This is a genomic window from Balneolaceae bacterium (assembly GCA_034521495.1).
Lineage (GTDB): Bacteria > Bacteroidota > Rhodothermia > Balneolales > Balneolaceae > Rhodohalobacter.
Map to the genome: position 1 here is coordinate 274,544 of JAXHMK010000010.1, position 23,450 is coordinate 297,993.

Here is a 23,450-nt window from a genome sequence, read left to right on the forward strand (position 1 = left end):
AAGCTAAAGTGCCCAATCTCAGTTTATCAGGTAAAACACTCAGGAGTTATATCAAACTGAAAGGGAATTTAGGAACTGAAAAGAGCAATGAATTTAGTGAATCAGTTTTCGGAGTAGATTTATAATATTTCAGCCTCATTCACTTCAATCCAATAACCATCGGGATCTTGAAAATAGACCTGGCGGATGCCGTCGGCCCGGGTGGTAATACAATCGCTGATACCCTTCGAGTTATGCTGATTGATATTGTATTTCTTCAGATGTGAGAGGAAATCATCGAACTTTGTGAGACGCAGTGCCATGTGTACACCCACATGGGTTTTTATCATATCTGAATTTCCCCTTGCTATGTGCAGTTCCCTGCCTTCACCCATAGAAAACCAACGGATATGCGGTTTTTCTGTGCGATTCTTGATTTCAGTAAAGCCAAGTACGTTTTTGTAAAAATCGGCACTTCTATCAAGGTCTTTAACTCTGATGGTGTAATGGTCGAAAGTTAAATCAAACATAAGTTCTAACGTTTTTCATTTTTGCTCATCATCTCAAGGTAACGAAAAAGAGAACTTTATGAAGTGACCTGTGGTCTGAATAGAAGAATTCGCGTCAATATTACAAAAAACCGCTTTTTTTAATTTTTTTTGTAACCTTTTTTGAAAACAAGGCGTACCCCAAAACAGATCAAAATCTATTTTGTTCGACTACAAAATCTCACTAAAAAACCCCAATAAAACGGAGATCTATCTATGAAAAAACGAAAAATCATATCTGTATTCACATGTTTGTTTGTATTTGCAACCTCAACTCTGTTTGCTCAATCGAATAATGAAAGAGGGCTGTTTGAGGCCTTGAAAATGAACGATATACGTTCTATTTCTGAATACGTTCAGGAAGGAGTAAATATAAATGCAAAAAATAGTAAAGGTAATACTCCTCTTCATTACGCAATCAGTGATGGTAATGAGAAATTGGTCAATCATCTGATAGAACTCGGTGCAAATGTTAACGAAATGAATGCGAATCATAACACTCCGTTAACAATTGCAATTATCAGAGATAGAAATGAGATTGTAGATATTCTTTTGAGGGCTGGTGCAAATCCCAATTTAGGCAACTCAGATAAGATGACAGCCACCCATGTAGCTGCTTTAAATGGCAATTATGATGCGATGACGTCTCTCGTTGCCAATCAGGCAGATATAAATATTATGAGTGAAACGGGTGTAACTCCTCTTATGCTTGCTGCCGCGCGAGGCCATTATGATGTAGTTAATTTGTTATTGAGAAATGATGCTAAAGACCTGGTTAATGCAAACGGAGAAAGTGCATTGAAATGGGCTAAGCAAAATGGGCACAATTCTGTTGCCAAAGTTTTAGCTTCAAAACCAACTATTACAGCTTTAAATCTGACAGACGGAAAGTACAGTGACCTCATACTCATCCTTCCAAACATAGCGGAAGGTCTGTTCTTTTTGCTCAACTATAATGTCAGATAAAAGGCTTCTCCTGTTGCGGGGGAAGCCTTTTTAAATTTACTCAACATCGCCCATTAATTTTTTAACGGGGGGTGCTGCTAAAAGGGCCACAATTCCACCACCACCATTATTACTGGCGCAAGTTTGTAACTTGTGCCAACATTTGTTTAATCAATATTGTATAAGTTCTAACTCTATTTCACCTGAAAGTCCTGCATACTGACTTGCACTGCTATTTATCCAATCTTGCGGCTTTTCAACAAAACCCGCTTTGACCGGATTCATATGCAAATATTCCAAACGGTCATTAATCATTTCATTCGTTGAAAGTTCTATGGGATGATTGTGTTGCTGCCAAAATTGATAATCACTGTTATTAGAATTCTTATCTCCTTCTCGCTTGAACATCCACAACAACCAGTTTTTTCTACTTTCCCGGGGATTTTCCCGGATACTCCGGATTAATTTTTTGGATGTGAATTTTTTCATATCCCGAATAATATCTTGAAGCTGATTTGTTTCAGATCTGATAATCAGATGTATATGGTTGGTCATAATGCACCACGCATTCAAAATTAAACCTTTTTCACTGATACAATAGGATAGGCTATTTATTACAATCTCGGAGTATTCACTTCTGGTAAATAAGTCGATCCAATTGACAACTGAAAAGCTGACAAAATGGGGTATTTCTGAATGATAGACTTTGTATTTTCGACTCATCTCGATTGATTATTATTACAAAATTTTGAATTGGTACAATGATGATAATAAACGTATAGAATTGAAATGGCACAAGTTGCAAACTTGCGCCAGTTTTGAGACCTCACACCCATCCTTCCAAACATAGCGGAAGGTCTGTTCTTTTTGCTCAACTATAATGTCAGATAAAAGGCTTCCTTGTTGCGGGGAGGCCTTTTTTATTTATTCAACATCTCCCATCAGTTTGCGAATGGGCGGTGCTGCTAAAAGGGCCACAATTCCACCACCACCTACGATTAATGCTACACTCCAGAAGAGGCTATCAGGGGAGAGGGTCTCCAGTTGACCAGCCAGCAGCCCTGCGAAAAGATTTCCAAGTGCGGCAGCTACAAACCAGATTCCCATCATCTGACTGACGCGTGATTTCGGAGCCAGCTTTGTCATAGAAGACAGTCCAACAGGGGAGAGGCATAATTCACCAGCAGTATGGAGAAAATAGGTAACAACCAGCCATGCCGGTGAGACCAAACTGGTAGCAGAGGCATTTGCGGCTCCCCAGGAAAGAACAAAAAATCCGGCGGAGAGGCCTAAAAGTCCCAATCCAAATTTTACCGGGATGGATGGATTGGCATTTCGTGCGGCAAGCCAGGTCCACATAAAGCCAAAAATGGGAGCAAAGATCACTATAAATAGTGGATTGATGAGCTGTAGTGTACTTGCGGGAATTTCCCAGCCAATACCGATTTTATAGAACATCCAGAAAATAAAAAGAAGTACACCAACAGATGAAAATCCAATAACAACTTTTGCAACTTTCCATACATTCTCGTTCTTAATGACCCGATAGGAGGCATAGAATGTGGGAACAGCCAGTATCAGGGTAATCAGAATTGCCCCCCAGTTAGATAGAAATGAATTCGGCCCAAAAGAACGATCGGTTAAATCAGCAGCAAAAAGATTCAGGGATGAACCGGCCTGCTCAAAACCACTCCAGAAAAGTGCAGCCAGAATAAAGAGCCAAAAAATGACTCCCAATCGCTTTTTCTCCTCAGTAGTGTGACCCCCAAAGAATATTATATATCCAAAGAAACCGACTGTAATTGCTACGGCAGCATATCCAAGATAGCCGGCCATAGCGGTTAGAGTTACAGTTATTGTCCCGGAGGTGACAAGAAATAGAAAAACAAGAATAAGCGCAGCAATGACTGAAATTCCGCTATAGAATCGCCTGCTCCGTTTGTTGATAACCTCTTCAGGCTCACCGGTTTTCAAATCACCGGCGTTGCCGAGATATTTACCACCAATTTTATAGGAGATCAGCCCCAAAACCATTCCAAAACCTGCGAGGGAAAATCCGTAGTGCCAGTTGTATCCTTCCCCAAGAAGGCCGCAAAGAAGAGGACCCAAGATAGCACCGAAATTTATACCCATGTAGAAGATAGAGAACCCGGCATCTCTTCGGGCTCCACCTTCGGGGTACAGATCCCCAACCATGGAACTAACATTGGGCTTCAGTAAACCGGTTCCAAGTACAATCAGTGCCAAACCAACGTAAAAGAATTCAATAGTAGGAATGGCCATACTAAAGTGGCCCGCGGCAATAATACAACCACCTACAAAAACCGCTTTTCGTTGCCCCCACATTTTGTCGGCCACCCAGCCGCCGGGGAGAGAAAGCACGTACACAAAAAATGTATAGAGACCATAAATTGCGGTCGCTTTACCAACACTAAAACCCAGGCCGGGATTGGCTGTTATCGTTTCTGTCGTCATATAAAGAACCAACAGAGCCCGCATTCCATAGTAACTGAAACGTTCCCAAAGTTCTGTAAAGAAAAGGGTGGATAGTCCGCGTGGATGCCCAAAGAAGTCGTTTTGAGAGGCTTGTGTAGCGTCTGACATAATAGGTGGTTGTTTACTTGTTCAAATGAATCCTGAAATAAAGGATGATACCTAAAGAGCTACTTCGTTGCAAGGATTGATTCGTACAGACCCGTTTATGGAATAGGTGTTAAATAGATTCTATGTGTATGTAAGAGTGATCACCCTTTTAAAATTTTTAATTAAAAAATGAAACAGACTCCGCTTATATGTACCCTGATGATTCTCTCATCGTGTTCTTTAACGGATGGTAATGAATCACGCCAAATAGAATTAGATCGGCATTGGGAACTTATTGAGTTGGTGAGCAGTACCGGGGAAACACTACCGACATATGATTATGAAGTACATACATTGCGATTTACAAATAAATCTGAGTTTAAAGGGGAAGTTTCGTGTAACAATTATGGAGGGAAGTATGAAGCCAGGAAGAATGGGGAAATTGAAATATCCGGGATTTTTGTGACAGAGGTGTTTTGCCGTCAGCCCTCGCTGGGAGATAAATTTGTGCAAGCTTTAACTCAGGTAAATAGATTTGAGAGAGAGGCAGGTCAACTGATTTTGTTTTATGGAAAAAAGGGAAAATTTATATCTTCAGAGAGACTTGAACATTGATTACGCTTTTATAAATGAGCATGGCGCCCGAGGAAAAGTATGGAACGGTTCTTTTTTGCGACATAAGAAATTTTACCTCTCTTTTTGATGACAGAGATCCTATTGAAGCGGCCATTTTTGCAAAAAATGTATTAGCAAAGATGGGACGGGTAGTAGAAGATAACCGCGGCATTGTGGATCAATTTACCGGGGATGGCTTTTTTGCACATTATGGGTTTGAAAAAGAAGTAGAAAACCATGCTGAACATGCTTGTCAGACTGTTGTAGACCTCAGAAAAACTCTCACCGATATCAATAATATGAGATATTTTGATATTCAGATGATGATAAATGTTGGCATTGGTATTCATACAGGTGAAGCTGCATACTGTGAAATTTCAACTGAAAATTTCAAGCAGACAACTGTGATGGGTGATACAGTTAATACGGCTTCCAGAATAGGAGATCTGACAAAATATTTTATCGTAGATACACTTGTTTCTAAAGAAACATATGATCTTGTAAAGGATAAATTTATGTTCCAGAAACTGCATGAAAAAAATATCCGGGGAAAGAAGAACTCCATCCACACATACTGGTTATTACCTCTAAATTTATAAATCATTTATTATGAAAATTACAGTACAAGACGGAATGCAAATCAATGAAGAGGCGATCGAGAAATTAGAGAATCATGCAGATATGATTGACTGTGAATGTCCTCATAAGTTGATAGAAATTTTAAAAGTTGTACGAGATTTTGAAGAGTATACTGATGAGTGTATCGAAAAATACCCTGAGGATGAGGAAACTCACAGGTGGTTGAAATCATCCGCTCTTAATATCGATCAACTGCTTTCAACCACACTAATTCAACTGGCAAGAATTGAAGGATTTATTGATGAGAACAATGAGTTTATAGACAGAGATGAAAAATGAGTTTCAATCTGTGCGCACCTGATATCCCGGTCCCCGAACAACCTGACCCGGCATAGCTCCGGTATGCTCTCCGTTTTCAGGACCTGAACTCCATTCACAAAAACATGCTCCACTCCTGTAGCCAGTTGGTAGGGTTCCTGGAAGGTGGCATGATCCTGGATCGTCTCGGGATTAAAAATTACCACATCTGCAAAATAACCGGGTTCAAGTTTGCCTCTTTTTTCTATTTTCAGGTTTGATGCCGGGAGTGATGTGAGCTTTCGAATCGCTTCTTCGAGGGAAATGACCTGCTCTTCGCGAACATATTTGGCCAATAATCTTGCAAAAGTAAACATTCGCCTAAATCGGTATATTGATAAACCCGGGATCGATCACCATTCCTTCGGCATCAATTAGTGTGTCGGCCATGGTATTAGAAAGGCCGCCGATAGCAGTTATTGTAACTGCATTGATAGGCAAGGTCTCCAAAGTAGGACGGTTCGCCTGAGCCGTCTAGATCTTCCCGTTTTGAATGATGAGTTCGTAATGCTGAGTTTCTGAACAGGAAGCAAACAGCCAGGTACTAAACAGCAAAAAGATTAAATGTTTCATGAATGAAAATAAATCACCTTCTCGTAATTATTATTTTCTCTGGTTGCCACTTTTTTTCATTCATTCGTTTGAATTACTTTCTTTATTACATTCTATTTATAGTTTATTATCTTTGAGTTTTATGAATTTATAATTTGAAAATCAGTAATGCCTACAATAGCGAATGAAAAGTACGAGGCAGTCATCGGCCTTGAAGTTCACGCTCAATTATTAACAGATACGAAGGCTTTTGCCCCGGTTTCATCTGAATATGGTGGTGCACCCAATACACAGGTTACTCCACTTTGTTTGGGGCACCCCGGTACACTACCCGTATTGAATGAAAATTTAGTTCGTTACACCATTAAGATGGGGCTGGCTACCAACTGCAAGATTGAAGAAAAATCTATCTTTGCCCGGAAAAATTATTTTTATCCAGATCTTCCAAAGGGATACCAAATCTCTCAATATGAAACGCCCATCTGTTATGATGGTCACATTCATATAGAACTTGATGATTATGAGAAAACGATTGGCATCACACGAATTCATATGGAGGAAGATGCCGGGAAATCCATTCACGATCAGGACCCTTATCATACTCTTATCGACCTGAACAGGGCCGGAACACCTCTTATAGAAATTGTTTCTGAACCGGATATTCGAACTCCCGCTGAGGCTTACGAATATTTGAAGAAAATCAAACAAATTGTACAATACCTGGAAGTGTGTGACGGTAATATGGAGGAGGGAAGTCTTCGATGTGATGCGAATGTATCTATCAGGCCCCGCGGGCAAGAAGAATTAGGAACTCGTACGGAATTGAAAAATATGAACTCGTTTCGAAACGTGGAGCGTGCACTATCATATGAAATTGAGCGTCAGATCGATCTGGTTGAATCTGGCGGAGAAGTTGTACAGGAAACACTTCTTTGGGATCCCAGCAAACTTGAAACCCGGCAGATGCGAACAAAAGAGGAAGCACACGATTACAGATATTTTCCTGAACCGGACCTTCCGCCGATTATTGTTACTTCAGAACTTCTGGATGAGATTCAAGAGGAACTGCCAGAATTACCGGATGTTCGGTTTGAACGATTTGTGAAAGAGCTGGGACTGAAAAATGATGATGCTGAGATTCTCACAGAATCGAGATATCTGGCGGATTATTTTGAAGAGGCTCTGGATATTATGGATGATCCCAAGGCAATTGCCAACGTAGTTTTGACAGAAGTTTTACGTGTGTTGAATGAGAGAAGCATCTCTATTCTTGAGTTCACCATTTCGCCGGAACGGCTTACTGAATTAATCCAGTTGAAGAAAGATGATAAGATCAATTCATCTGCCATGCAGACCATATTTAATGAAATGCTGGAAAACGGCGACTCCCCCATAGAACTGGCTAAGAATTTAAATCTTATCCAGGTTTCGGATTCTGGTTTTATCGACCCTATTATTGAAGATGTGATTGAATCGAATCCGGATGAAGTAAAACGTTACCGGGAAGGCAAAAAAGCATTAATTGGATTTTTTATTGGGCAGGTAATGAAACAATCGAAGGGGAAAGCAAATCCAAAATTAGTACGAAAACTTATCTCGGAAAAACTTGAATTGAATTAATTCGGGGATACTCGCACCTTACAGGTACATGAAAGCTCAAAAATTAGTACTACTATTTCTGGTATTTACTGTTGTCTCTTGTTCGGGAGAGTCTGAAACCGAAGAATATTCCACAATCGTCGAGGGTCAGTTTACTGTTGATACCGAGTTAGATAGCACCGAAGATTACAGTGGAATTGAAATTATATCTTCTGTTCGCCTCTCGGAAGAACAGAACGATACTCTTTTTTATGCTGTAACAGATTCATCGGGTATGTTTTCCGGCAGGGCAACATTTCCTGAAAAAGGTCTCTACCCACTTTTGATTTCCCGAAACGAAAATATATTTGGTATTGCAAATGTTGTCTTTGCGAAGGATGATACCATTCAAATTCAGGGTGAGCTTCCTGATATTGAGCAAACCATAGAAATTGACTCCCATGAAAATGAGGTGTTGGATGTATTTCAACGTGTGGAACGGAATTTTGCCAGGGTTGCTCAGTTTATTAATGCCGGGGCTTTACCGGCAGATAGTGTTCGGATTGAGATCAATAAGTGGAGTGATATTTACTGGGATGTTTATCAGAAATATCCGCAAACCTATGGGGCAAAATTAGCCGGAGAAACATCCGTTTCTATGCTTCGTGGATTTAATGATTCTCTGATGGTTAACAGATCACAACAGTTACTGCAAGACTACAACGAAATTTTACCGAGTACAAGAAATACACTTCTTGAATATTATGCTGAAACGGATGGGCTTGAACGAGCCCTCACTTTTATTGAGGATTTAAAAACAGAGATTGAAGGCCGGGAAGATCGAATAGATCTTGAAATGGAGCGTATTGCACTGTTGTATGACAGCACAAAAATTCTGAAAGCCAGCCAGCTGCTCGATCAATTCAAAGAGACCTATTCCGAGAACGAGATGGCAATGCAGTGGGCTGAAAATATGAGCTATGACCTTGAATTTCTTGCGCCCGGATATCCATTTCCAAATATCACAGTTCAGCTTACCAATGGCGACTCTTTAAGTACCCGGGATTTAATGGGTTCGCCATTCCTGGTTGAGATTACCAGGTTTGATAATGCACTTTATCAAGATCAATTTAGCAGAACAATTGCAATACACCAGATTTATAAGAATTTTGGACTGGAAATTATTACGATACCTTTGGCAACGACAGAAGTGACTTTGAATGCATTTTTTGAAGAACGCAGGCAGTTATGGATGGTTGCAAAGCCGAACTCTTTTGATGCCGATCGGCTCATTGAGCGATTAAATTTAAACCGTGTTCCAACAAGATTTTTAGTCAACAGCGACGGTAACATCATACAAAGATATGTAGGTGAAGAATATGATGATATTGTGAGCGGACTACAGCAAATAACAACTCAAATCGAAGAATAAATAATTATATGAGAAATTTACTAATTGCCGGAAACTGGAAAATGAATGCAGAACCTTCTGAAGCAAAAAAGCTGGCAGATGCAATGGTTGCTGCAAGAGATGGAAAAGACGATTCAGCAGATATTTTAATCTGCCCACCCTTTATATCAATACCGGCTGTCGCTGAGTCATTCAGCAGTTCGCATCTGAAAGTGGGTGCTCAAAACGTGCACACAGAAGATAATGGAGCTTATACAGGCGAAACCAGTACATCTATGCTTAAAGATGCCGGTTGCGAGTATGTAATAGTAGGACATTCCGAACGCCGCGAATATTTCCACGAAGATAATGCACTTGTTGCACAGAAAGCCAAAAAAGGATTAGATGACGGATTGAAAGTGATTGTTTGTGTTGGCGAAAAACTTGACGACCGTAAAAGTGGAAATCATGAAAATGTGGTAAAATCCCAGGTGCAAGCTGTTCTTGAACATCTTGATGCCGGTAATGCCGATGACGTTGTGGTTGCGTATGAACCTGTATGGGCCATTGGTACAGGCGAAACTGCCACACCGGAACAAGCACAGGAGATGCATAAATTCATCAGAAGTTTACTGGCTGATTCCTGGAGTGAAGAGGATGCAGAAAAAATTCGTATTTTGTATGGCGGAAGTATGAAACCGGCAAATGCCGAAGAGTTACTCTCGCAACAAGATGTAGATGGTGGACTCATTGGAGGAGCCAGCCTTAAAGCAGAAAGCTTTAGTGACATTATTGATATTGCAGAATCTATATAAATTGAATGGATACCTATAACGTTTTACTTATTGGCAGTGGAGGCAGAGAGCACTCCATTGCCTGGAAATTGGCTCAATCAGAAAAACTCGGAAAACTCTACACAGCACCCGGTAATCCGGGAACTGCACAATTCGGTACGAATGTAGATATCGATCCACTTAAGTTTGAAGAAGTGGAGAGGTTCGTAACTGAAAACAAGATTGAACTGGTCGTTGTAGGTCCTGAAGCCCCCTTGGTAGCTGGTATTGCTGATTATCTTTCCGATAAAAACATTCCTGTTTTTGGACCGAAAGCGTCTGCAGCTATGCTTGAAGGCAGTAAAGAGTTTGCCAAAGATTTCATGACCAAATATGAAATTCCAACGGCAGATTATGCTGTGTTTAGTTCCGATGAATTCGATGATGCTTTTAAATTCATTCAGTTAAAGGATTCCTATCCCATTGTATTAAAAGCAGATGGTCTTGCCGGTGGAAAGGGGGTTTTTATTTGTGATAGTGAAGATGAAGCTCAAAAACGTCTTAATAAAATTAAGCAGGATCAATCTCTATCTGAAGCGGCTGACCGTTTAGTTGTTGAAGAGTTTATGGAAGGAGAGGAGGCTTCCGTTTTTGTAATTTCTGACGGACACACCTCACACGTGATACATAATGCACAAGATCATAAACGAATTGGTGAGGGTGATACCGGATTAAACACTGGTGGAATGGGGGCATATTGCCCGGCTCCGGTTCTTACAGACGACGTACTGGAACAGGTAAGTGAAAAAATTATCGGTCCGACTATCGCAGGAATGCAACTCGAAGAATCGGCCTATCTCGGAATTCTCTATTTAGGTTTGATGATTACTGACGATGGACCTAAAGTTGTGGAATACAACTGTCGATTTGGTGATCCTGAATGCCAGGTTATATTACCATCACTCGAAAACGATCTTTTAGATCTGTTTCTTGCAACAACTCAGCAGCGATTGGACGAAAAATCTATCCAAATAAACAACAAACATTATTGCTGTGTGGTTTTGAGCAGCGATGGCTACCCGGTTGAATACGAAAAAGGGAAAGAGATAACCGGTATAGAAAATGTGGATAAAGATACACTCGTTTTTCATGCCGGTACCATTAAAAAGAATGGAAATTTACTCACGAATGGCGGCCGTGTATTGAACGTAGTTGGTAATGGAAATTCACTCCAACAAGCCATTGATAAAACCTATACGAATGTCGAACATATCCAATTCGAAAATAGATATTATCGTAAAGATATTGGCTACAAAGGATTGCGACGAAGCTAAGAAAGCTTTTTTAGATTTTTCAACCCCGCTACTTTAATGATAGTTCTCTTCTGATCTGAAATGAATAATCCAGAGAAAGCAATCGATCTTATATTCGATTCTTCGATACCATTTGAGGAGAGGTGCGCTAAAATTTTTCAGTTTCAGGCCAAATCAAATCCCATATACAAACGGTTTATTGAACCTTTTGGATTTGATGCCACAGACCAACCTGGTTTAAAAAAAATTCCACTATTTCCGATCCGTGGTTTTAAAGATGGAAAAATGGTTATTCAAACTGATCAGGACTTTGAACTGACATTCAAGAGTAGTGGTACATCCGATATGAACAGAAGTGTTCATTACATTTTAAGTCAAAAAATATACGAAAGGTCGATTGTTGAGGAGTTTGGTAAATACTTTTCATTCGATGAGTATATTGTTCTGTTTCATCTGCCAGGATACAACAAGAATTTCCAATCCTCTTTAATTTGGATGGCGAATTATTTAATAAAAAGTGATCCGTCCGGAAAAAGCCAATTCATTGCTCAAGGTGATTTGAATGATCTGCATTCTTTGTTTCCAAACAGAGATAAAAAAATTCTGTTATTTGGCGCTGCGTTTGGATTGATGGACATTGTTGAATCCGGAGAATTTACACAAGTGGATGGAATCGAAATTCTGGAAACAGGAGGGATGAAAACCCATCGACGGGAGATGACAAAACCTGAATTACGCAGGGAACTTGCAGATGGGTTTGGAGTTTCTCAGAAAAGTATCCATTCCGAATATGGAATGTGCGAACTGCTCAGTCAGATGTATGCGATTGCAGGTGAATGGTTTGAATCACCACACTGGGTTCAAATTTCTATTCGTGATCCAAAAAATCCTTCCAGAATTTGCGAGCCAGGTGAGAATGGTAAAATTGGAATCATTGATCTGGCGAATGTCTATTCCTGTCCGTTTATTTTGACAAACGACAAGGGAGTAATGAATTCAAAGGGACAGTTTAAAATTCTTGGGCGGTGGAACAGCGAGGATCTCAGAGGTTGTAATTTCTTGATTGATCATGAGTAACTTGAAACGACATATCGAGAAAGTTTCAAATACGATTACTGAATGGCTTCAACCAGATAACTCTGAATTAAAAAAAGCGATTGAGAAAACCGTTGATGAAGGACTGTTTAGTTTTGAGGATATCAAACATCAGATTCGTGTTTTGAAATCGACCCTGCAAAAAAAGAACCTTGAAATTTGGGCAGATCGATCTGGTTTGAATCTCAATTCTCTCAACCGAAAAAAAGTGCTGTGTCTGCATGCCGGAAATTTGCCGCTTGTTGGTCTGCAGGATCTGTTGGCAGTAATTTTGACAGGAGGAGATTATTACGGAAAGATTTCAAAAAAAGATCCCTATCTGCTTCCCACTCTTCTAAAAAAATTTGTTGAAGTTGATTTAATAAATGGTACACAGTGGAGCCGGGAACTCGAAAACTTCTCCGGAGTTCGGATGAATGCTGTGTTGTTTGCCGGATCAGAATCGTCAGCTAAAGAGGTGAAATCATCCTTAAAATCATTAAAAATCATCACTAAGCAGACACCAGCCCTGATGCGAACGGCTCACTTTTCCATTGCATTGATTGAAGACAACGAATCACAAACAATGGAAGATTTGACCGAAGCTGTTTTTAGATATGGCGGAACCGGATGCAGATCTGTAGCGATTGTAGTTGCGCCTTTTCATCTCGATTCAGAAAAATGTGAGTTTACGGATTATATCGAGTCCTTTTGGCTCAAGAATCCTCAGCATCAAAAACCTGAAAAATCTTTATTTTATAGATATGCATACAACAAGGCCCTTGAAATACCTCAGGCTTGGCTCAATGATTTTTTAATTGAAGAAAATATATCTTACCCAAAAGAAAAATTTGTACTCTATTGGGTGAAAGGAGATTTTAAAACACTGTCTGATTTGGTGGATAAGTATGCTTACGGCCTGCAATCGATTTATTCAACCTCAGAATATATTGGACAAGAAGTCCGTGGTTATCATATTGAACCGTTATCGACAGCTCAGGCGCCCCCAATCTGGTGGAAACCCGATCAGATCGATACAATAAAATGGCTGCAAAAAAAAGTGGCACATCAGTAAAAAAACTCACAGTTTAAACCAATCATCTTAAAACACTTAAATTATTGGATTATGGCTCGATTAATAACTTTAATATTATTTATTTCATTTCTTTTTTCCTCCATTTCATGTGCCCAGAACGATAATATGGAATCGGAAAATTCTGTTCTTCTATTTACTAAAACGGAAGGGTGGAGGCATGCATCGATAGAAGCCGGTGCGATGGCAGTAAAACAACTGGGCGAAGACAATGGCTTTAGCGTAACGTGGACAGAAGACTCGTACAGTTTTGCAGAAGAGAATCTTGCGAAATATGATGCGGTTATCTTTCTGAATACAACACTGGACGTTTTGAATGATTCTCAGCAGGACATATTTGAAAGCTACATTCAAAATGGCGGAGGATTTGTAGGAATGCATTCAGCGGCCGATACTGAGTACGACTGGCCATGGTACGGCGATTTGGTTGGAGGCTGGTTTAACAGCCACCCAAGTGATCCGAACGTTCGAGAAGCGACTGTTCTATTGGTTGATGGAGATCATCCGGCTACAGAACACCTTTCGGAAGAGTGGAACCGTGCGGACGAATGGTACAACTACAAGTATTTCAATGAAGATACAAATACCCTGCTCGAATTAGATACAAACAGTTACGAGGGTAGCGAACATCCCGGAGATCATCCAATTGCGTGGTACCACGAATATGATGGCGGGCGAGCGTTTTATACAGGCCTCGGACATACCTCGGAGTCTTTTTCTGAAGAAGCCTATCTTCAGCACATTCTCGGAGGCATTCAATATGCGATGGGAGTAGCCGACGCGGACTAATAAAGTTCCTGACTTTCATCTGTTTATGTTTAAAAAAATCAGGTTCAATGTTTGAGGTTTCATACCTTAAACATTGAACTTTAAGCATTAAACCCATTTTACTTGGCCAGAAATAACAGCTTAGATACATTTCGAAGTTTATATAACTCGCTTAGAAAGAGAGAGGAAATAAAGCCAGTTTATTACCTTTATGGGGAGGAATCATTTCTGATAGATATGCTTCAGGATGAAATTGAAAAACTGATTCCTGAAGAACAGAAAGATTTTAATTTTGATTTGATCTACGGTAATGAATCAAATCCCGCCAAGGTATTAAATATAGCAAGCAGTTACCCGATGATGGCTGAGAAGCGCGTTGTCATTGTAAGGGATTTTATGAAGCTTGATGAGAATTCACAGGGAGTAGGAATCAAGGAGTTTACAGGATATTTTAAAAACCCCAATTCTACGACCATTCTCTGTTTAATTGATACAAAATTTCCACACAGGGGCCGTGAACCGGGTAAAACTCTCAAAAAAAAGGGAAAGGAAACAGATTATTTTGCAATCCATGAGTTCAAGAAAATCGACGAAAGAGCTCTTCCCGATTGGATTATAGATTGGACGCGCCATTCTCACAAACGTCAAATCAATCCGGAAGCGGCACAGGTTTTGGCTCAACTTGTAGGACCTGATCTAAAATTACTGTCCTCAGAAATAGATAAACTGTGTACTTTTGTGGACACTTCTCAAGAGATTGAAATTGATGATATAAAAAAAATTACACAGTCATATCGCGATTATGACGTCATAGAGCTCAAAAATGCGGTTATCAAGAGAGATCTGAACCAAGCCCTCCAGATTGCGGAACAGATATTGCTTAAAAGTAATAACAGCACGGGCGAAATAATTAAGACCGTGGGGTTCTTTTACAGTGTGTTTAGTAGTATCTGGCAAATAAGCCGTTTAACGGAAAAAGGCTTGAATAAACAACAGGTCCAGGATCAATTGAATATTAAGAGCAGTTACATTTTTAATATTCAATATCAGGAAGCCTCGAAATTCAGGCTCTCAGAAATGCCAGGTATTTTTGAAGCCATGCTCGACGCAGACAGCGCCGCTAAAGGTTTCAGCACACTGGATGCCCCATCAATATTTCTCCTGCTGATTAAGCGCATCATCGGCTGATATTTTCGAGGTCGGTGTTGCGATAAATAGCAACTAAGATTTCGGAGGTATTATTATGAATGGTGCAACAGCTGTTAACCTGAGAAACATGAATGATGAAGATGTGATGGAACAACTTCAGGAAGGTGTTGTCCAGGCATTTGATATTATTGTACACAGATATAAAGACAGGCTCCATAATTTTCTGTATCGATACACTCATAATCATCAGGATTGTGAAGACCTTGTTCAGGAAACTTTTTTACGGGTCTATCGAAGCAGGCACTCCTATCAACGTATTGCTAAACTTTCTACATGGATGTACACCATCGCTTTAAATCTGGCAAAAAGCATGTACAAGAAGAAGAAACGGATGACATTAATTTCAATTCACGCCGATGAATCTGATCCGGACGACCGTGAAATGGAGATTACGGATGCCAATATTCTCCAGGATGATAAACTTCACTTAAAAAATTCCATGGGTGAACTTGAAAAAGCGTTGGATCAGTTAAATGATAACTTCAGGGAAGTCATTGTTCTGAGAGATATTCAGCAACTTACATACGAGGAGATCTCTGAAATTACCGGTGCCGCAATGGGGACCGTAAAATCAAGAATCAACCGGGCACGTTCTCAACTCCAGGAAATGATTGGAGAATACGTGGGACCAGAAACATATTAAGAGAAGGGTAATCTTCTGAAATCGGAAACATTTTTTAAATCACGGAGTATGGATTATTGTAACCTTAAAACAAACCATACTTCGTGTTATGGCTCCAGATAAAGAGAAAACACCAGATGCTGGATATTTATCCGGTAGTTCCGAGAAAAAAAGTTTAGAATCTGATTTTTCTGACAAGAATATAAACCACAACGATTCAGATAATGAGCAATTATCAATAACCGAACGGCTCAAAAATCTGCCAAAAATCAAAGCCGGTAAACAATTCGACCAAAAAATGGCTGCTTCTTTTGCTATAGAATTACAAAAAGAAGCAATACAAAGAAATAAAAGTTGGTTGGAGAAAAAACCACAAATATACCTACCGGATATTGTTACGGATCTTACGAAGAATTTCTTGTAAGTCTTTATGATTTGGATCTATTTCCAATCCTTTTTTTGCATATGACAAGGCCTCATCGAACGCTTTTATTTCAGTGAGTACCCATGCTATATTGTAATATGCATCTACAAAACTATCTTCGAGTTTAATTGCTTTTTCATAATTTTTTACAGCTTTTATATGATCGTTTTGGCGCAATTGAAAATTTCCGAGATTAAAAAAAGCCAGAGCGTTTTCAGGAGCCAAATTTGTGACATAAGTGAATAGTTCTTCAGCTTTTTCTATTTCATTGGAAGCTTCATAACAATCTGCAAGATTAGTGAGAGAGGGAATATGATCGGGATCCAATTCTAATGCATCCAGGTAGAATTTTTTAGCTAATGCAAACTCTTCCAATTCCGAATAGGCATTTGCAAGATTAAACAGGTAGGATGCGTTATCGTCTTGAATCTCTATAGCGGATTTTAAATATGTTGTTGCTTTTTTGTACTCCCCAACCAAGTAATAGCCTACACCCAGGTCATTCAAAAGAGAATGGTTTTTGGGGTCATCTTTTAATTCATTCCTTATATTTTTGATTTGGTTTTTTATATACTCTTCGCTGCTCAAAACTGAAATCCTATTTGAAGTTCTATTCTAAAATTATCCATAGTACTGGTTGAAAAAATAATTTTTGCCGGTCCTAAAATTGTTAAAGCTCCAAGGGAGAGAGAGAGCCCATGTTCAAAATCATCTGAGGGAAAAGCAAAGCTCCAGTTATCCAGAAATCTACCTGTATAAAAATTTAAATTTATAAATCTGTGATAGAAGGGTTCTACCTGTAAACCCACTGAGGCCATCTGTATATTTCTTGATGATACTTCATAGGGTTCCAATCCTCCAAAACGGATGTAATTATAAAAAGGATCATATCGATTTGGGGATTTCCAGTATTCCCAGGGCAAATCACTTCCTGTGGTGTATCCCATCCAGAGCGTATTTGTAAGTGATACATCATCGTGTAAAGCGTAATAGCCTTCATAAAATAGATCAGAAGATGTAAAATTGAGTTCACTCATTAAAATTTCATGGCTGTAATATCCTTCAATCACAAGTTTACGTCCGGAAGTAGGGTATCCTTTCCTGTTTAGTTTATCACGTATATATCTGATAAATGCAGAGTGATAATTTTGATCAGAAGCTTTAACTCCGTTATAATTTATTCGGTCTGAATGCCTGTTAAAGTCCCTTCGAACTCCCATAGCAACAAGATTTTGGATACTAAAATAATTTCCGGCAGATAGTTCGGCTCTAAACAGCTCATCTTTAAATTGAGCGGCTCTTCTGTCTGGGAAAAACCAATTAACGTTTTCTGATGTATATTCGAGACTTGTCAACAAAGCGAGATTAGAGCCCAAAGCACCATAATAGATATGATCAGCCCGCATGTTTATTCGATCTCCAAGACGTATTTCACCCCTTGTTAAAGATCCATTATGTACCAGGTTCTGAAAATTCCCTTCAAATAAAACAGATGCCTGGGAATCTGAATCATACCGGAGACCTACATTAAATTCATCTGTTTCGTTTTCTTCTATATTAATTTGAAGCGTGTAATACTCATTCGGTCCGGGCAGTAATCGATAAGTAACATTGTTGATATATTGTGAACTATAGAGCTTGGCAACTCTCTCCTCGATAGTTTCTATTTCCAACGTGCTTTTTGGAATAAAGTCAAGTTGATTCAAAATAAATGAATCATCATAAAATGAATTACCACGAATATCTATTCTATCTACAGGAAATTCCCCTGTATTTTCGATCCCCTTTCTTTCAGGAGGAGCTGATATTTGTCTGTCCGCAATTTTTTTAAAATCCTCTAAGTGTCTTTTTCCAGCTTCTATGCCAATTTCCAAAAATTTATCTGTCAAATCAAAATCTGCCGCAGAATATGGTTCAAGTTCATCAATACGAACTACATAATCGGCCATTTCTCGCTGAACATCAGCATAATCATGAATTCTGAATAAAAGACTCTGGTTTAATACTTTAGTTAATGTATTAAGGCTGTCTTTTTCCATGAGAGGGGAGCTTACATCCACAGCAATGGTATAATCAGCACCCATTTCTATAGCATCTTCAACGGGAATGTTTCGAATTAGTCCACCATCTACGTACAACTTGCCATCTATTTCGTGTGGACTAAAAATGGATGGAATTGAAATACTGGCACGAAGTACATCAGGTAAATGGCCAGACCGAAAAACCTTTGCATTACCTGTTTCAAGATTTGTAGCAACTGCGGCAAAAGGAATATCAAAATCATCAAAATGTTCTACTCCATGAACATTTTGAGTCAAACGCGAGAGAAAAGTATATACATTTTGCCCGGAAATGAAACCCATCGGCAGATCGATCTTTTTCTCATTAATGGGGAAAGTTGCAATTGTACGTGCATCATTTATTTTTTCGTAGTTGGATATATACCGCCGATCAGGTTTTTCAGAAAAAAGCTCTGTAAAATTATTTGAAGTGGCAATTTCTAACAATTGATCACTTGTATATCCAATTGCATATAACCCGCCAACAAGACTTCCCATGCTTGTACCGGTAATATAATCAATGCGAATTCCGGCTTCATCAATCGCCTGAATAACTCCTATGTGAGCAATGCCTAAAGCTCCGCCACCACTCAGTACAAGTCCCACTCGCAATGAATCTTTTCCCTGGGGATCTTTTTCTTGAAAATTAAGTTGTTGTGCATCAATTGCTGTTAAGGAAAGAGCAAAAAAAAGCACAAAACAAAAGAGTATTTTAAGAGGTGAGTACATCTTTAATGACAACGTATTTACATGCTTAAATAAGTATATAAAATTGATCTCTGTTGAGACTTTTGAAAACAGATTTGCAGGTTGGTTTTGCTGTACGTGGATACCTTGAAATTTCTAAACCCTTCGATATCAATCCAGCAGCCAGACGGCGCAGTATTGCAATGCTCATATTCCATCAGACGTGATGAACATGAACAATGTTACTTTATATCTATTTCAAAGCCTTCTTTGTTAAGTATTTTTTCAATCTTTTTTGTGTGTGAACCCTGAATGGTAATTGTTTTTCCTTCAATGTGTCCACCTGCTCCGCATGAACTTTTTAATTTTTTAGCCAACTTTTCAATAACCTGTGGGTTATGTTTAATGTTGGAAATGACCGTCATTTGATTTCCCGTTCGCGGATTTCGTTCTTCGTGAATTTTTAAAACCAATTATGCCTCTTTTTTATGTCGGATTAAATATCTATTGCTTTCTATACGTTTTAAAAAAATAGTTTAGCTCTTTAAATGAAGGCTTTGCAAAACCGTGGTTATCGGTCAATCTGAACTCGATTCAGATTCTCCACTCGTCTTTATAGCCTGTATCTGGAGATCCTGAATCAAGTTCAGGATGACGGTCAGAGTTTTGCAAAGCCTTCTAAATAAACGTTTTTGATTTCGTATAAACTCTTTAAGTTTGCAGACTGTTTAAGAGGTATAAAAATAGTTAAATTTAATGCCATAGGTAAGTCTCCAAAAAGAAAAGAGGAATAACATTGCAAATTATTAAAATGGAAATTTTAGGGTTGTCCACAAGTCCCAGTAGTGGCGGTGCTTATGCACTTATATTGTCTGAGGAAGAAGGTAATAAGCGACTTCCCATTATTATTGGCACTTTTGAAGCTCAAGCAATTGCGTTAGAACTGGAGAGCATCAAACCGCCACGCCCCATGACGCATGATCTTTTGAAGAATATGGTACTCAGTTTTAATTCCGATGTTCAAAAAGTGGTGATAAATGACTTAAGTGAGGGTACATTTTATGCGCAAATTCATTACAACCAGAACGATAATAAAGTACAACTTGATGCTCGCCCAAGTGACGCGATAGCACTCGCTATTCGATTCGGTGCTCCGATCTATGTTGAACAGAAAGTTTTAGATGAGGCTGGAATTGAGACTGACGAATCATCCGAAGTTAAAAAGGGATCAATAGATCAACCCAATGAAGCCGAGAGAGAACTTACTCAGCTTGAAAAACTGGAGAATGAACTTCAAACAGCTATTGAAACCGAAAATTATGAAAAAGCGGCTAAGATTCGCGATCAAATAAAAAAATTAAAAGGATAAAGTGGACATATCAGATATATCTTTTCTCAATCTGCCATTTAATAAATTATTTCAAGATTATATAAACAACCCTCAAAAATTAGAGCCTTTCTTTCAAACAGTACCATTTTCTGATGATCAGCTAAAAAGGGCATTTGATTCATATCGGTTTAAAAATGACAGAGAAAAAACAGTTTCTCTGCTTATAGATTACAACAAAAAGTTTGGTGCCGGTGAAAAAACACTACGAAGCATTGAAAAACTTAAAGATGAGAATTCGGTTGCAGTTGTAACCGGCCAACAGCTAACTCTGCTGGGAGGGCCGCTATTTACGGTTTATAAAATTTTGTCTGCAATCCATTTTGCAAAAAAATGGGAAGATGAATACCAGCGACCCTGCATTCCTGTTTTTTGGCTGGCCGATGAAGATCACGATTACGAAGAGATATCCACACTTGGAATTCCACTCAGAGATGATCATAAAAAGATATCACTCTCAAAGCATTCTGATATTGAAAGGAGAGTCGCAGAGATAGAGCTAACTTCTGATTATCAAATCTTTAAAAAAGAAGTGATTGAAAGTCAGTTTGATACAGATTTCACAGATCAGCTTTGGAGAAAACTGGATAAATTTTACCAACCGGGGAAGACAGTAGGCAAAGCTTTTGGATCGCTTGTTTTAGAACTATTTGAAGATAAAGGCCTGATACTTGCAGGGTCTGCTGATTCGGCTATCAAAGAACATCTCTCATCTGTTTTTATACAATCTGTTAAAGATGTTTCAAAGCAATTCGAATCACTGAAACAGACTACTGATGATTTAATTTCAACCGGTTATCATGGGCAGGTACATCTTCAGCCTTCCAATATTTTTTGGATAGATGAGAAGGATAATCGCACAAAATTATCTTATGAAGACGAAACATGGAGTGTGGATGGGAAAGATGGTAAGAGTTGGTCTTCTGATGAATTAATTAACGAGATTGAAGACCAACCAGATAGATTCTCTCCGAATGTTTTTTTGCGCCCTATCATACAAAATGAACTGCTGCCTGGTTTTGCATATATAGCCGGGCCGGGAGAAATTGCATATAACGCTCAAATGAAGAAGTTTTATAAGCATTTTAACCAGGTTATGCCGGTTATTATGCCTCGATTTAGTATTACTCTCATGGAATCAGGAATTGATCGAATATTCGAAAAACTTCCATTTAACTTCTCTGATTACAATGATCGAATTGAAGATTTAGAATCCCAATTTATTGATCAATCAGATTCACCGGATATAGAGGCCATTTTTGATCAATGGAAGAAGAATATTGATGATGTTTGTGAAGAACCCACCGAAGAGATTAAAAATATCGATCCCACATTGGAGGGAACGTCTGAAAAAGCAAAAGCTACATTTTTTACAGAACTTGATAAACTGAAAGGAAAGGTCTATCGATCTGTTAAAGACCAGGAGAAGACACAATTAGATAGAATTCGGAAGATTAAAACAAATCTTTTCCCAAATAATAATTTGCAGGAGAGAGAGGTGGCCTTTATATATTTTATGAATAAGTACGGGCTAATGATCTGGGATGATCTGCTTAATGAGTTGGAAAATCAAGAACCTGACTTTCATAAAGTAATTCGATTGTAATGTCTTACAGCCCAGATCGTAAGGAAGAGATAAGGCATAATTTTTTAAAAAAACGCCAAAACCTTTCCAGTCAGGAAGTTGAAAAGAAAAGCGAACAAATTATCAAACAACTTCTTCGATTGAAAACTTTCAGGGATGCAAATGTTATTCACAGCTACGTATCCATCGAAAAAAACAGAGAGGTAAATACAAAAAAATTTATACAGAGTTCCCTCGATATGGGGAAACAAGTTGTTGTACCTAAAATAGCCGGCGAAGGAGAGTTACAACACTTTAAAATAAACTCTCTTGATGAACTCCGGGAAAATAGTTTGGGCGTCCCCGAGCCTTCTGGCGGAAGGGAAATCCCTATCCGGGATTTGGACCTTATCATTGTTCCAATGGTGGCAGGAGACCTTAATAAAAACCGAATTGGTTATGGAGCGGGATATTATGATCGATTTTTACAAAATTGCACTGCTGCCAAAGTCGGTCTTTTGTATGATTGCCAATTATATGCAGACTCATTACCTGTTGAGGAGTTCGATATACCTTTGGATATATTGATAACGGAATCGCGGGAAATTAAGTAATTGCCCGAAACTGATTGTTCAGTGATTCGTACCATAACAGGACAATCAAAAACTAATACTGTTGCAATGTCAAAACAGATGGAAAAAACATTAAACATATCAGACCAGGAACTTCACTCAACTCTCAACGATTTTCTTGAGGAAAAGGAAAAAAAGCCTAAGCAGAGTATTTGGAATTTCTCCACAATTGCCGGGCTGATATTAGTATTAACTTCTGCCACATTTGTTGGTAGTTTGGTAAGTACACAGGTATTAGGGTTGGGTTCTATTCCAGTGATAAGCACAATAATACAAGCTGCCCCTTATGTAGGCGGAGCAATTTTAGCTCTTTTGGTAATTGGTATGTTTTCAAGGAGCAAAACTGAGAAAATTGAGGAGAAGGAAGAACAGGCTAAGGTCCGGGAAACTTATGATAAACTGGATAAGTTTTTATATACAGATCAACAGAAAAAGAAAAATACGAAGCAGAACAGATCTGAGGCCAGCAAATTTGAGAAATTTAAAGTTGGCGTATCAAATCGCTTGATGAAATCCCGCACAGATAAAAAAATTGCTGGTGTTTGCGGCGGACTTGCAAAACATTTGGGAATAAGTTCTACCTTGCTGCGTCTTCTGTTTGTAGCTGCCATAATTTTGGGTTGGGGTTCATTTATTTTAGTGTATATTGCATTGGCTTTTGTGATGCCAAAAGAGCCTGTTTATGAAATGGACGATTTTAACTCTTTCTAATTCTCTA

26 protein-coding genes are annotated in these 23,450 nt (G+C 38.9%); 18 read left to right on the forward strand and 8 right to left on the reverse strand.

Annotation, left to right across the window (positions count from 1 at the left end; genetic code table 11):
* Nucleotides 1-119 precede the first annotated feature (119 nt).
* A complete protein-coding gene (locus U5K72_10065) occupies nt 120-509 on the reverse strand; it encodes a VOC family protein (protein MDZ7719147.1) in 390 nt (129 codons plus the stop codon).
* A 234-nt stretch (nt 510-743) separates the two neighbouring features.
* Between U5K72_10065 and U5K72_10070 the strand changes: the two genes are divergently transcribed.
* Nucleotides 744-1,493: an ankyrin repeat domain-containing protein gene (locus U5K72_10070; protein MDZ7719148.1), complete on the forward strand. Its 750-nt coding sequence runs from the start codon at nt 744-746 to the stop codon at nt 1,491-1,493.
* 150 nt (nt 1,494-1,643) lie between these two features.
* Here the strand turns inward: U5K72_10070 and U5K72_10075 are convergent, their stop codons facing one another.
* Together U5K72_10075 and U5K72_10080 are read right to left on the reverse strand one after the other, a co-directional pair.
* Nucleotides 1,644-2,195 carry a transposase gene (locus U5K72_10075; GenBank protein MDZ7719149.1) on the reverse strand — a complete coding sequence of 184 codons (552 nt, stop codon included), beginning with the start codon at nt 2,193-2,195 and terminating at the stop codon, nt 1,644-1,646.
* Nucleotides 2,196-2,396: 201 nt separating this feature from the next.
* Nucleotides 2,397-4,076 carry a peptide MFS transporter gene (locus U5K72_10080; protein MDZ7719150.1) on the reverse strand — a complete coding sequence of 560 codons (1,680 nt, stop codon included), beginning with the start codon at nt 4,074-4,076 and terminating at the stop codon, nt 2,397-2,399.
* A gap of 198 nt (nt 4,077-4,274) precedes the next feature.
* Between U5K72_10080 and U5K72_10085 the strand changes: the two genes are divergently transcribed.
* From U5K72_10085 to U5K72_10095, 3 genes are read left to right on the forward strand one after another with little or no spacing between them, the layout of a single operon-like run.
* A complete protein-coding gene (locus tag U5K72_10085) occupies nt 4,275-4,670 on the forward strand; it encodes an META domain-containing protein (GenBank protein MDZ7719151.1) in 396 nt (131 codons plus the stop codon).
* A 20-nt stretch (nt 4,671-4,690) separates the two neighbouring features.
* Nucleotides 4,691-5,269, forward strand: coding sequence for an adenylate/guanylate cyclase domain-containing protein (locus U5K72_10090; GenBank protein ID MDZ7719152.1), 579 nt, complete (start codon nt 4,691-4,693; stop codon nt 5,267-5,269).
* A gap of 10 nt (nt 5,270-5,279) precedes the next feature.
* Nucleotides 5,280-5,588: a hypothetical protein gene (locus U5K72_10095; protein ID MDZ7719153.1), complete on the forward strand. Its 309-nt coding sequence runs from the start codon at nt 5,280-5,282 to the stop codon at nt 5,586-5,588.
* On the opposite strand, the gene U5K72_10100 is transcribed toward U5K72_10095, so the two are convergent.
* Together U5K72_10100 and U5K72_10105 are read right to left on the reverse strand one after the other, a co-directional pair.
* Nucleotides 5,522-5,923 (reverse strand): amidohydrolase family protein, encoded by a 402-nt coding sequence (locus U5K72_10100; GenBank protein MDZ7719154.1) that lies wholly within the window; start codon nt 5,921-5,923, stop codon nt 5,522-5,524. The genes U5K72_10095 and U5K72_10100 overlap by 67 nt on opposite strands.
* Nucleotides 5,924-5,927: 4 nt before the next feature.
* Nucleotides 5,928-6,056, reverse strand: coding sequence for a hypothetical protein (locus tag U5K72_10105; GenBank protein ID MDZ7719155.1), 129 nt, complete (start codon nt 6,054-6,056; stop codon nt 5,928-5,930).
* A gap of 270 nt (nt 6,057-6,326) precedes the next feature.
* On the opposite strand from U5K72_10105, the gene gatB reads away from it, so the two are divergent.
* The 10 genes from gatB to U5K72_10155 all read left to right on the forward strand — a co-directional run bounded on the left by gatB (nt 6,327) and on the right by U5K72_10155 (nt 16,402).
* Nucleotides 6,327-7,778 carry an Asp-tRNA(Asn)/Glu-tRNA(Gln) amidotransferase subunit GatB gene (gatB, locus tag U5K72_10110; GenBank protein ID MDZ7719156.1) on the forward strand — a complete coding sequence of 484 codons (1,452 nt, stop codon included), beginning with the start codon at nt 6,327-6,329 and terminating at the stop codon, nt 7,776-7,778.
* 28 nt (nt 7,779-7,806) lie between these two features.
* Nucleotides 7,807-9,168 (forward strand): hypothetical protein, encoded by a 1,362-nt coding sequence (locus U5K72_10115; GenBank protein MDZ7719157.1) that lies wholly within the window; start codon nt 7,807-7,809, stop codon nt 9,166-9,168.
* 8 nt (nt 9,169-9,176) lie between these two features.
* Complete coding sequence (gene tpiA, locus U5K72_10120; protein ID MDZ7719158.1) at nt 9,177-9,941, forward strand: triose-phosphate isomerase; 765 nt, start codon at nt 9,177-9,179, stop codon at nt 9,939-9,941.
* A 5-nt stretch (nt 9,942-9,946) separates the two neighbouring features.
* Nucleotides 9,947-11,233 (forward strand): phosphoribosylamine--glycine ligase, encoded by a 1,287-nt coding sequence (purD, locus tag U5K72_10125; protein MDZ7719159.1) that lies wholly within the window; start codon nt 9,947-9,949, stop codon nt 11,231-11,233.
* Nucleotides 11,234-11,293: 60 nt separating this feature from the next.
* Entirely contained in the window at nt 11,294-12,289 is a 996-nt protein-coding gene (locus tag U5K72_10130; GenBank protein MDZ7719160.1) for a hypothetical protein, read from the forward strand.
* Nucleotides 12,282-13,361, forward strand: a complete 1,080-nt coding sequence (locus U5K72_10135; GenBank protein ID MDZ7719161.1) for an acyl-CoA reductase — start codon at nt 12,282-12,284, stop codon at nt 13,359-13,361. The genes U5K72_10130 and U5K72_10135 overlap by 8 nt, the downstream gene beginning before the upstream one ends.
* A 51-nt stretch (nt 13,362-13,412) precedes the next feature.
* Nucleotides 13,413-14,168: a ThuA domain-containing protein gene (locus U5K72_10140; GenBank protein MDZ7719162.1), complete on the forward strand. Its 756-nt coding sequence runs from the start codon at nt 13,413-13,415 to the stop codon at nt 14,166-14,168.
* Between the two features lie 102 nt (nt 14,169-14,270).
* A complete protein-coding gene (gene holA, locus U5K72_10145) occupies nt 14,271-15,335 on the forward strand; it encodes a DNA polymerase III subunit delta (protein ID MDZ7719163.1) in 1,065 nt (354 codons plus the stop codon).
* Nucleotides 15,336-15,390: 55 nt separating this feature from the next.
* Entirely contained in the window at nt 15,391-15,999 is a 609-nt protein-coding gene (locus tag U5K72_10150) for a sigma-70 family RNA polymerase sigma factor (GenBank protein ID MDZ7719164.1), read from the forward strand.
* A gap of 88 nt (nt 16,000-16,087) precedes the next feature.
* Nucleotides 16,088-16,402 carry a hypothetical protein gene (locus U5K72_10155; GenBank protein MDZ7719165.1) on the forward strand — a complete coding sequence of 105 codons (315 nt, stop codon included), beginning with the start codon at nt 16,088-16,090 and terminating at the stop codon, nt 16,400-16,402.
* Here U5K72_10155 and U5K72_10160 read toward each other — a convergent pair.
* The 3 genes from U5K72_10160 to U5K72_10170 all read right to left on the reverse strand — a co-directional run bounded on the left by U5K72_10160 (nt 16,361) and on the right by U5K72_10170 (nt 19,622).
* Nucleotides 16,361-16,990 carry a tetratricopeptide repeat protein gene (locus tag U5K72_10160; GenBank protein MDZ7719166.1) on the reverse strand — a complete coding sequence of 210 codons (630 nt, stop codon included), beginning with the start codon at nt 16,988-16,990 and terminating at the stop codon, nt 16,361-16,363. The two genes, U5K72_10155 and U5K72_10160, sit on opposite strands and share 42 nt — an antisense overlap.
* Nucleotides 16,987-19,158 (reverse strand): patatin-like phospholipase family protein, encoded by a 2,172-nt coding sequence (locus U5K72_10165; GenBank protein ID MDZ7719167.1) that lies wholly within the window; start codon nt 19,156-19,158, stop codon nt 16,987-16,989. The genes U5K72_10160 and U5K72_10165 overlap by 4 nt, the downstream gene beginning before the upstream one ends.
* A gap of 233 nt (nt 19,159-19,391) precedes the next feature.
* The gene (locus U5K72_10170; GenBank protein MDZ7719168.1) at nt 19,392-19,622 is read right to left on the reverse strand and encodes a translation initiation factor; all 231 of its coding nucleotides are present in this window, start codon (nt 19,620-19,622) and stop codon (nt 19,392-19,394) included.
* 323 nt (nt 19,623-19,945) lie between these two features.
* On the opposite strand from U5K72_10170, the gene U5K72_10175 reads away from it, so the two are divergent.
* The 4 genes from U5K72_10175 (at nt 19,946) to U5K72_10190 (ending at nt 23,443) form a co-directional block, all read left to right on the forward strand.
* Nucleotides 19,946-20,518, forward strand: a complete 573-nt coding sequence (locus U5K72_10175) for a bifunctional nuclease family protein (GenBank protein MDZ7719169.1) — start codon at nt 19,946-19,948, stop codon at nt 20,516-20,518.
* A 1-nt stretch (nt 20,519) separates the two neighbouring features.
* Nucleotides 20,520-22,142 carry a bacillithiol biosynthesis cysteine-adding enzyme BshC gene (gene bshC, locus U5K72_10180; protein ID MDZ7719170.1) on the forward strand — a complete coding sequence of 541 codons (1,623 nt, stop codon included), beginning with the start codon at nt 20,520-20,522 and terminating at the stop codon, nt 22,140-22,142.
* Nucleotides 22,142-22,714 carry a 5-formyltetrahydrofolate cyclo-ligase gene (locus tag U5K72_10185; protein MDZ7719171.1) on the forward strand — a complete coding sequence of 191 codons (573 nt, stop codon included), beginning with the start codon at nt 22,142-22,144 and terminating at the stop codon, nt 22,712-22,714. Before bshC ends, U5K72_10185 begins: the two co-directional genes overlap by 1 nt.
* 78 nt (nt 22,715-22,792) lie before the next feature.
* Nucleotides 22,793-23,443 (forward strand): PspC domain-containing protein, encoded by a 651-nt coding sequence (locus U5K72_10190; GenBank protein ID MDZ7719172.1) that lies wholly within the window; start codon nt 22,793-22,795, stop codon nt 23,441-23,443.
* The last annotated feature ends 7 nt before the right edge of the window (nt 23,444-23,450 follow it).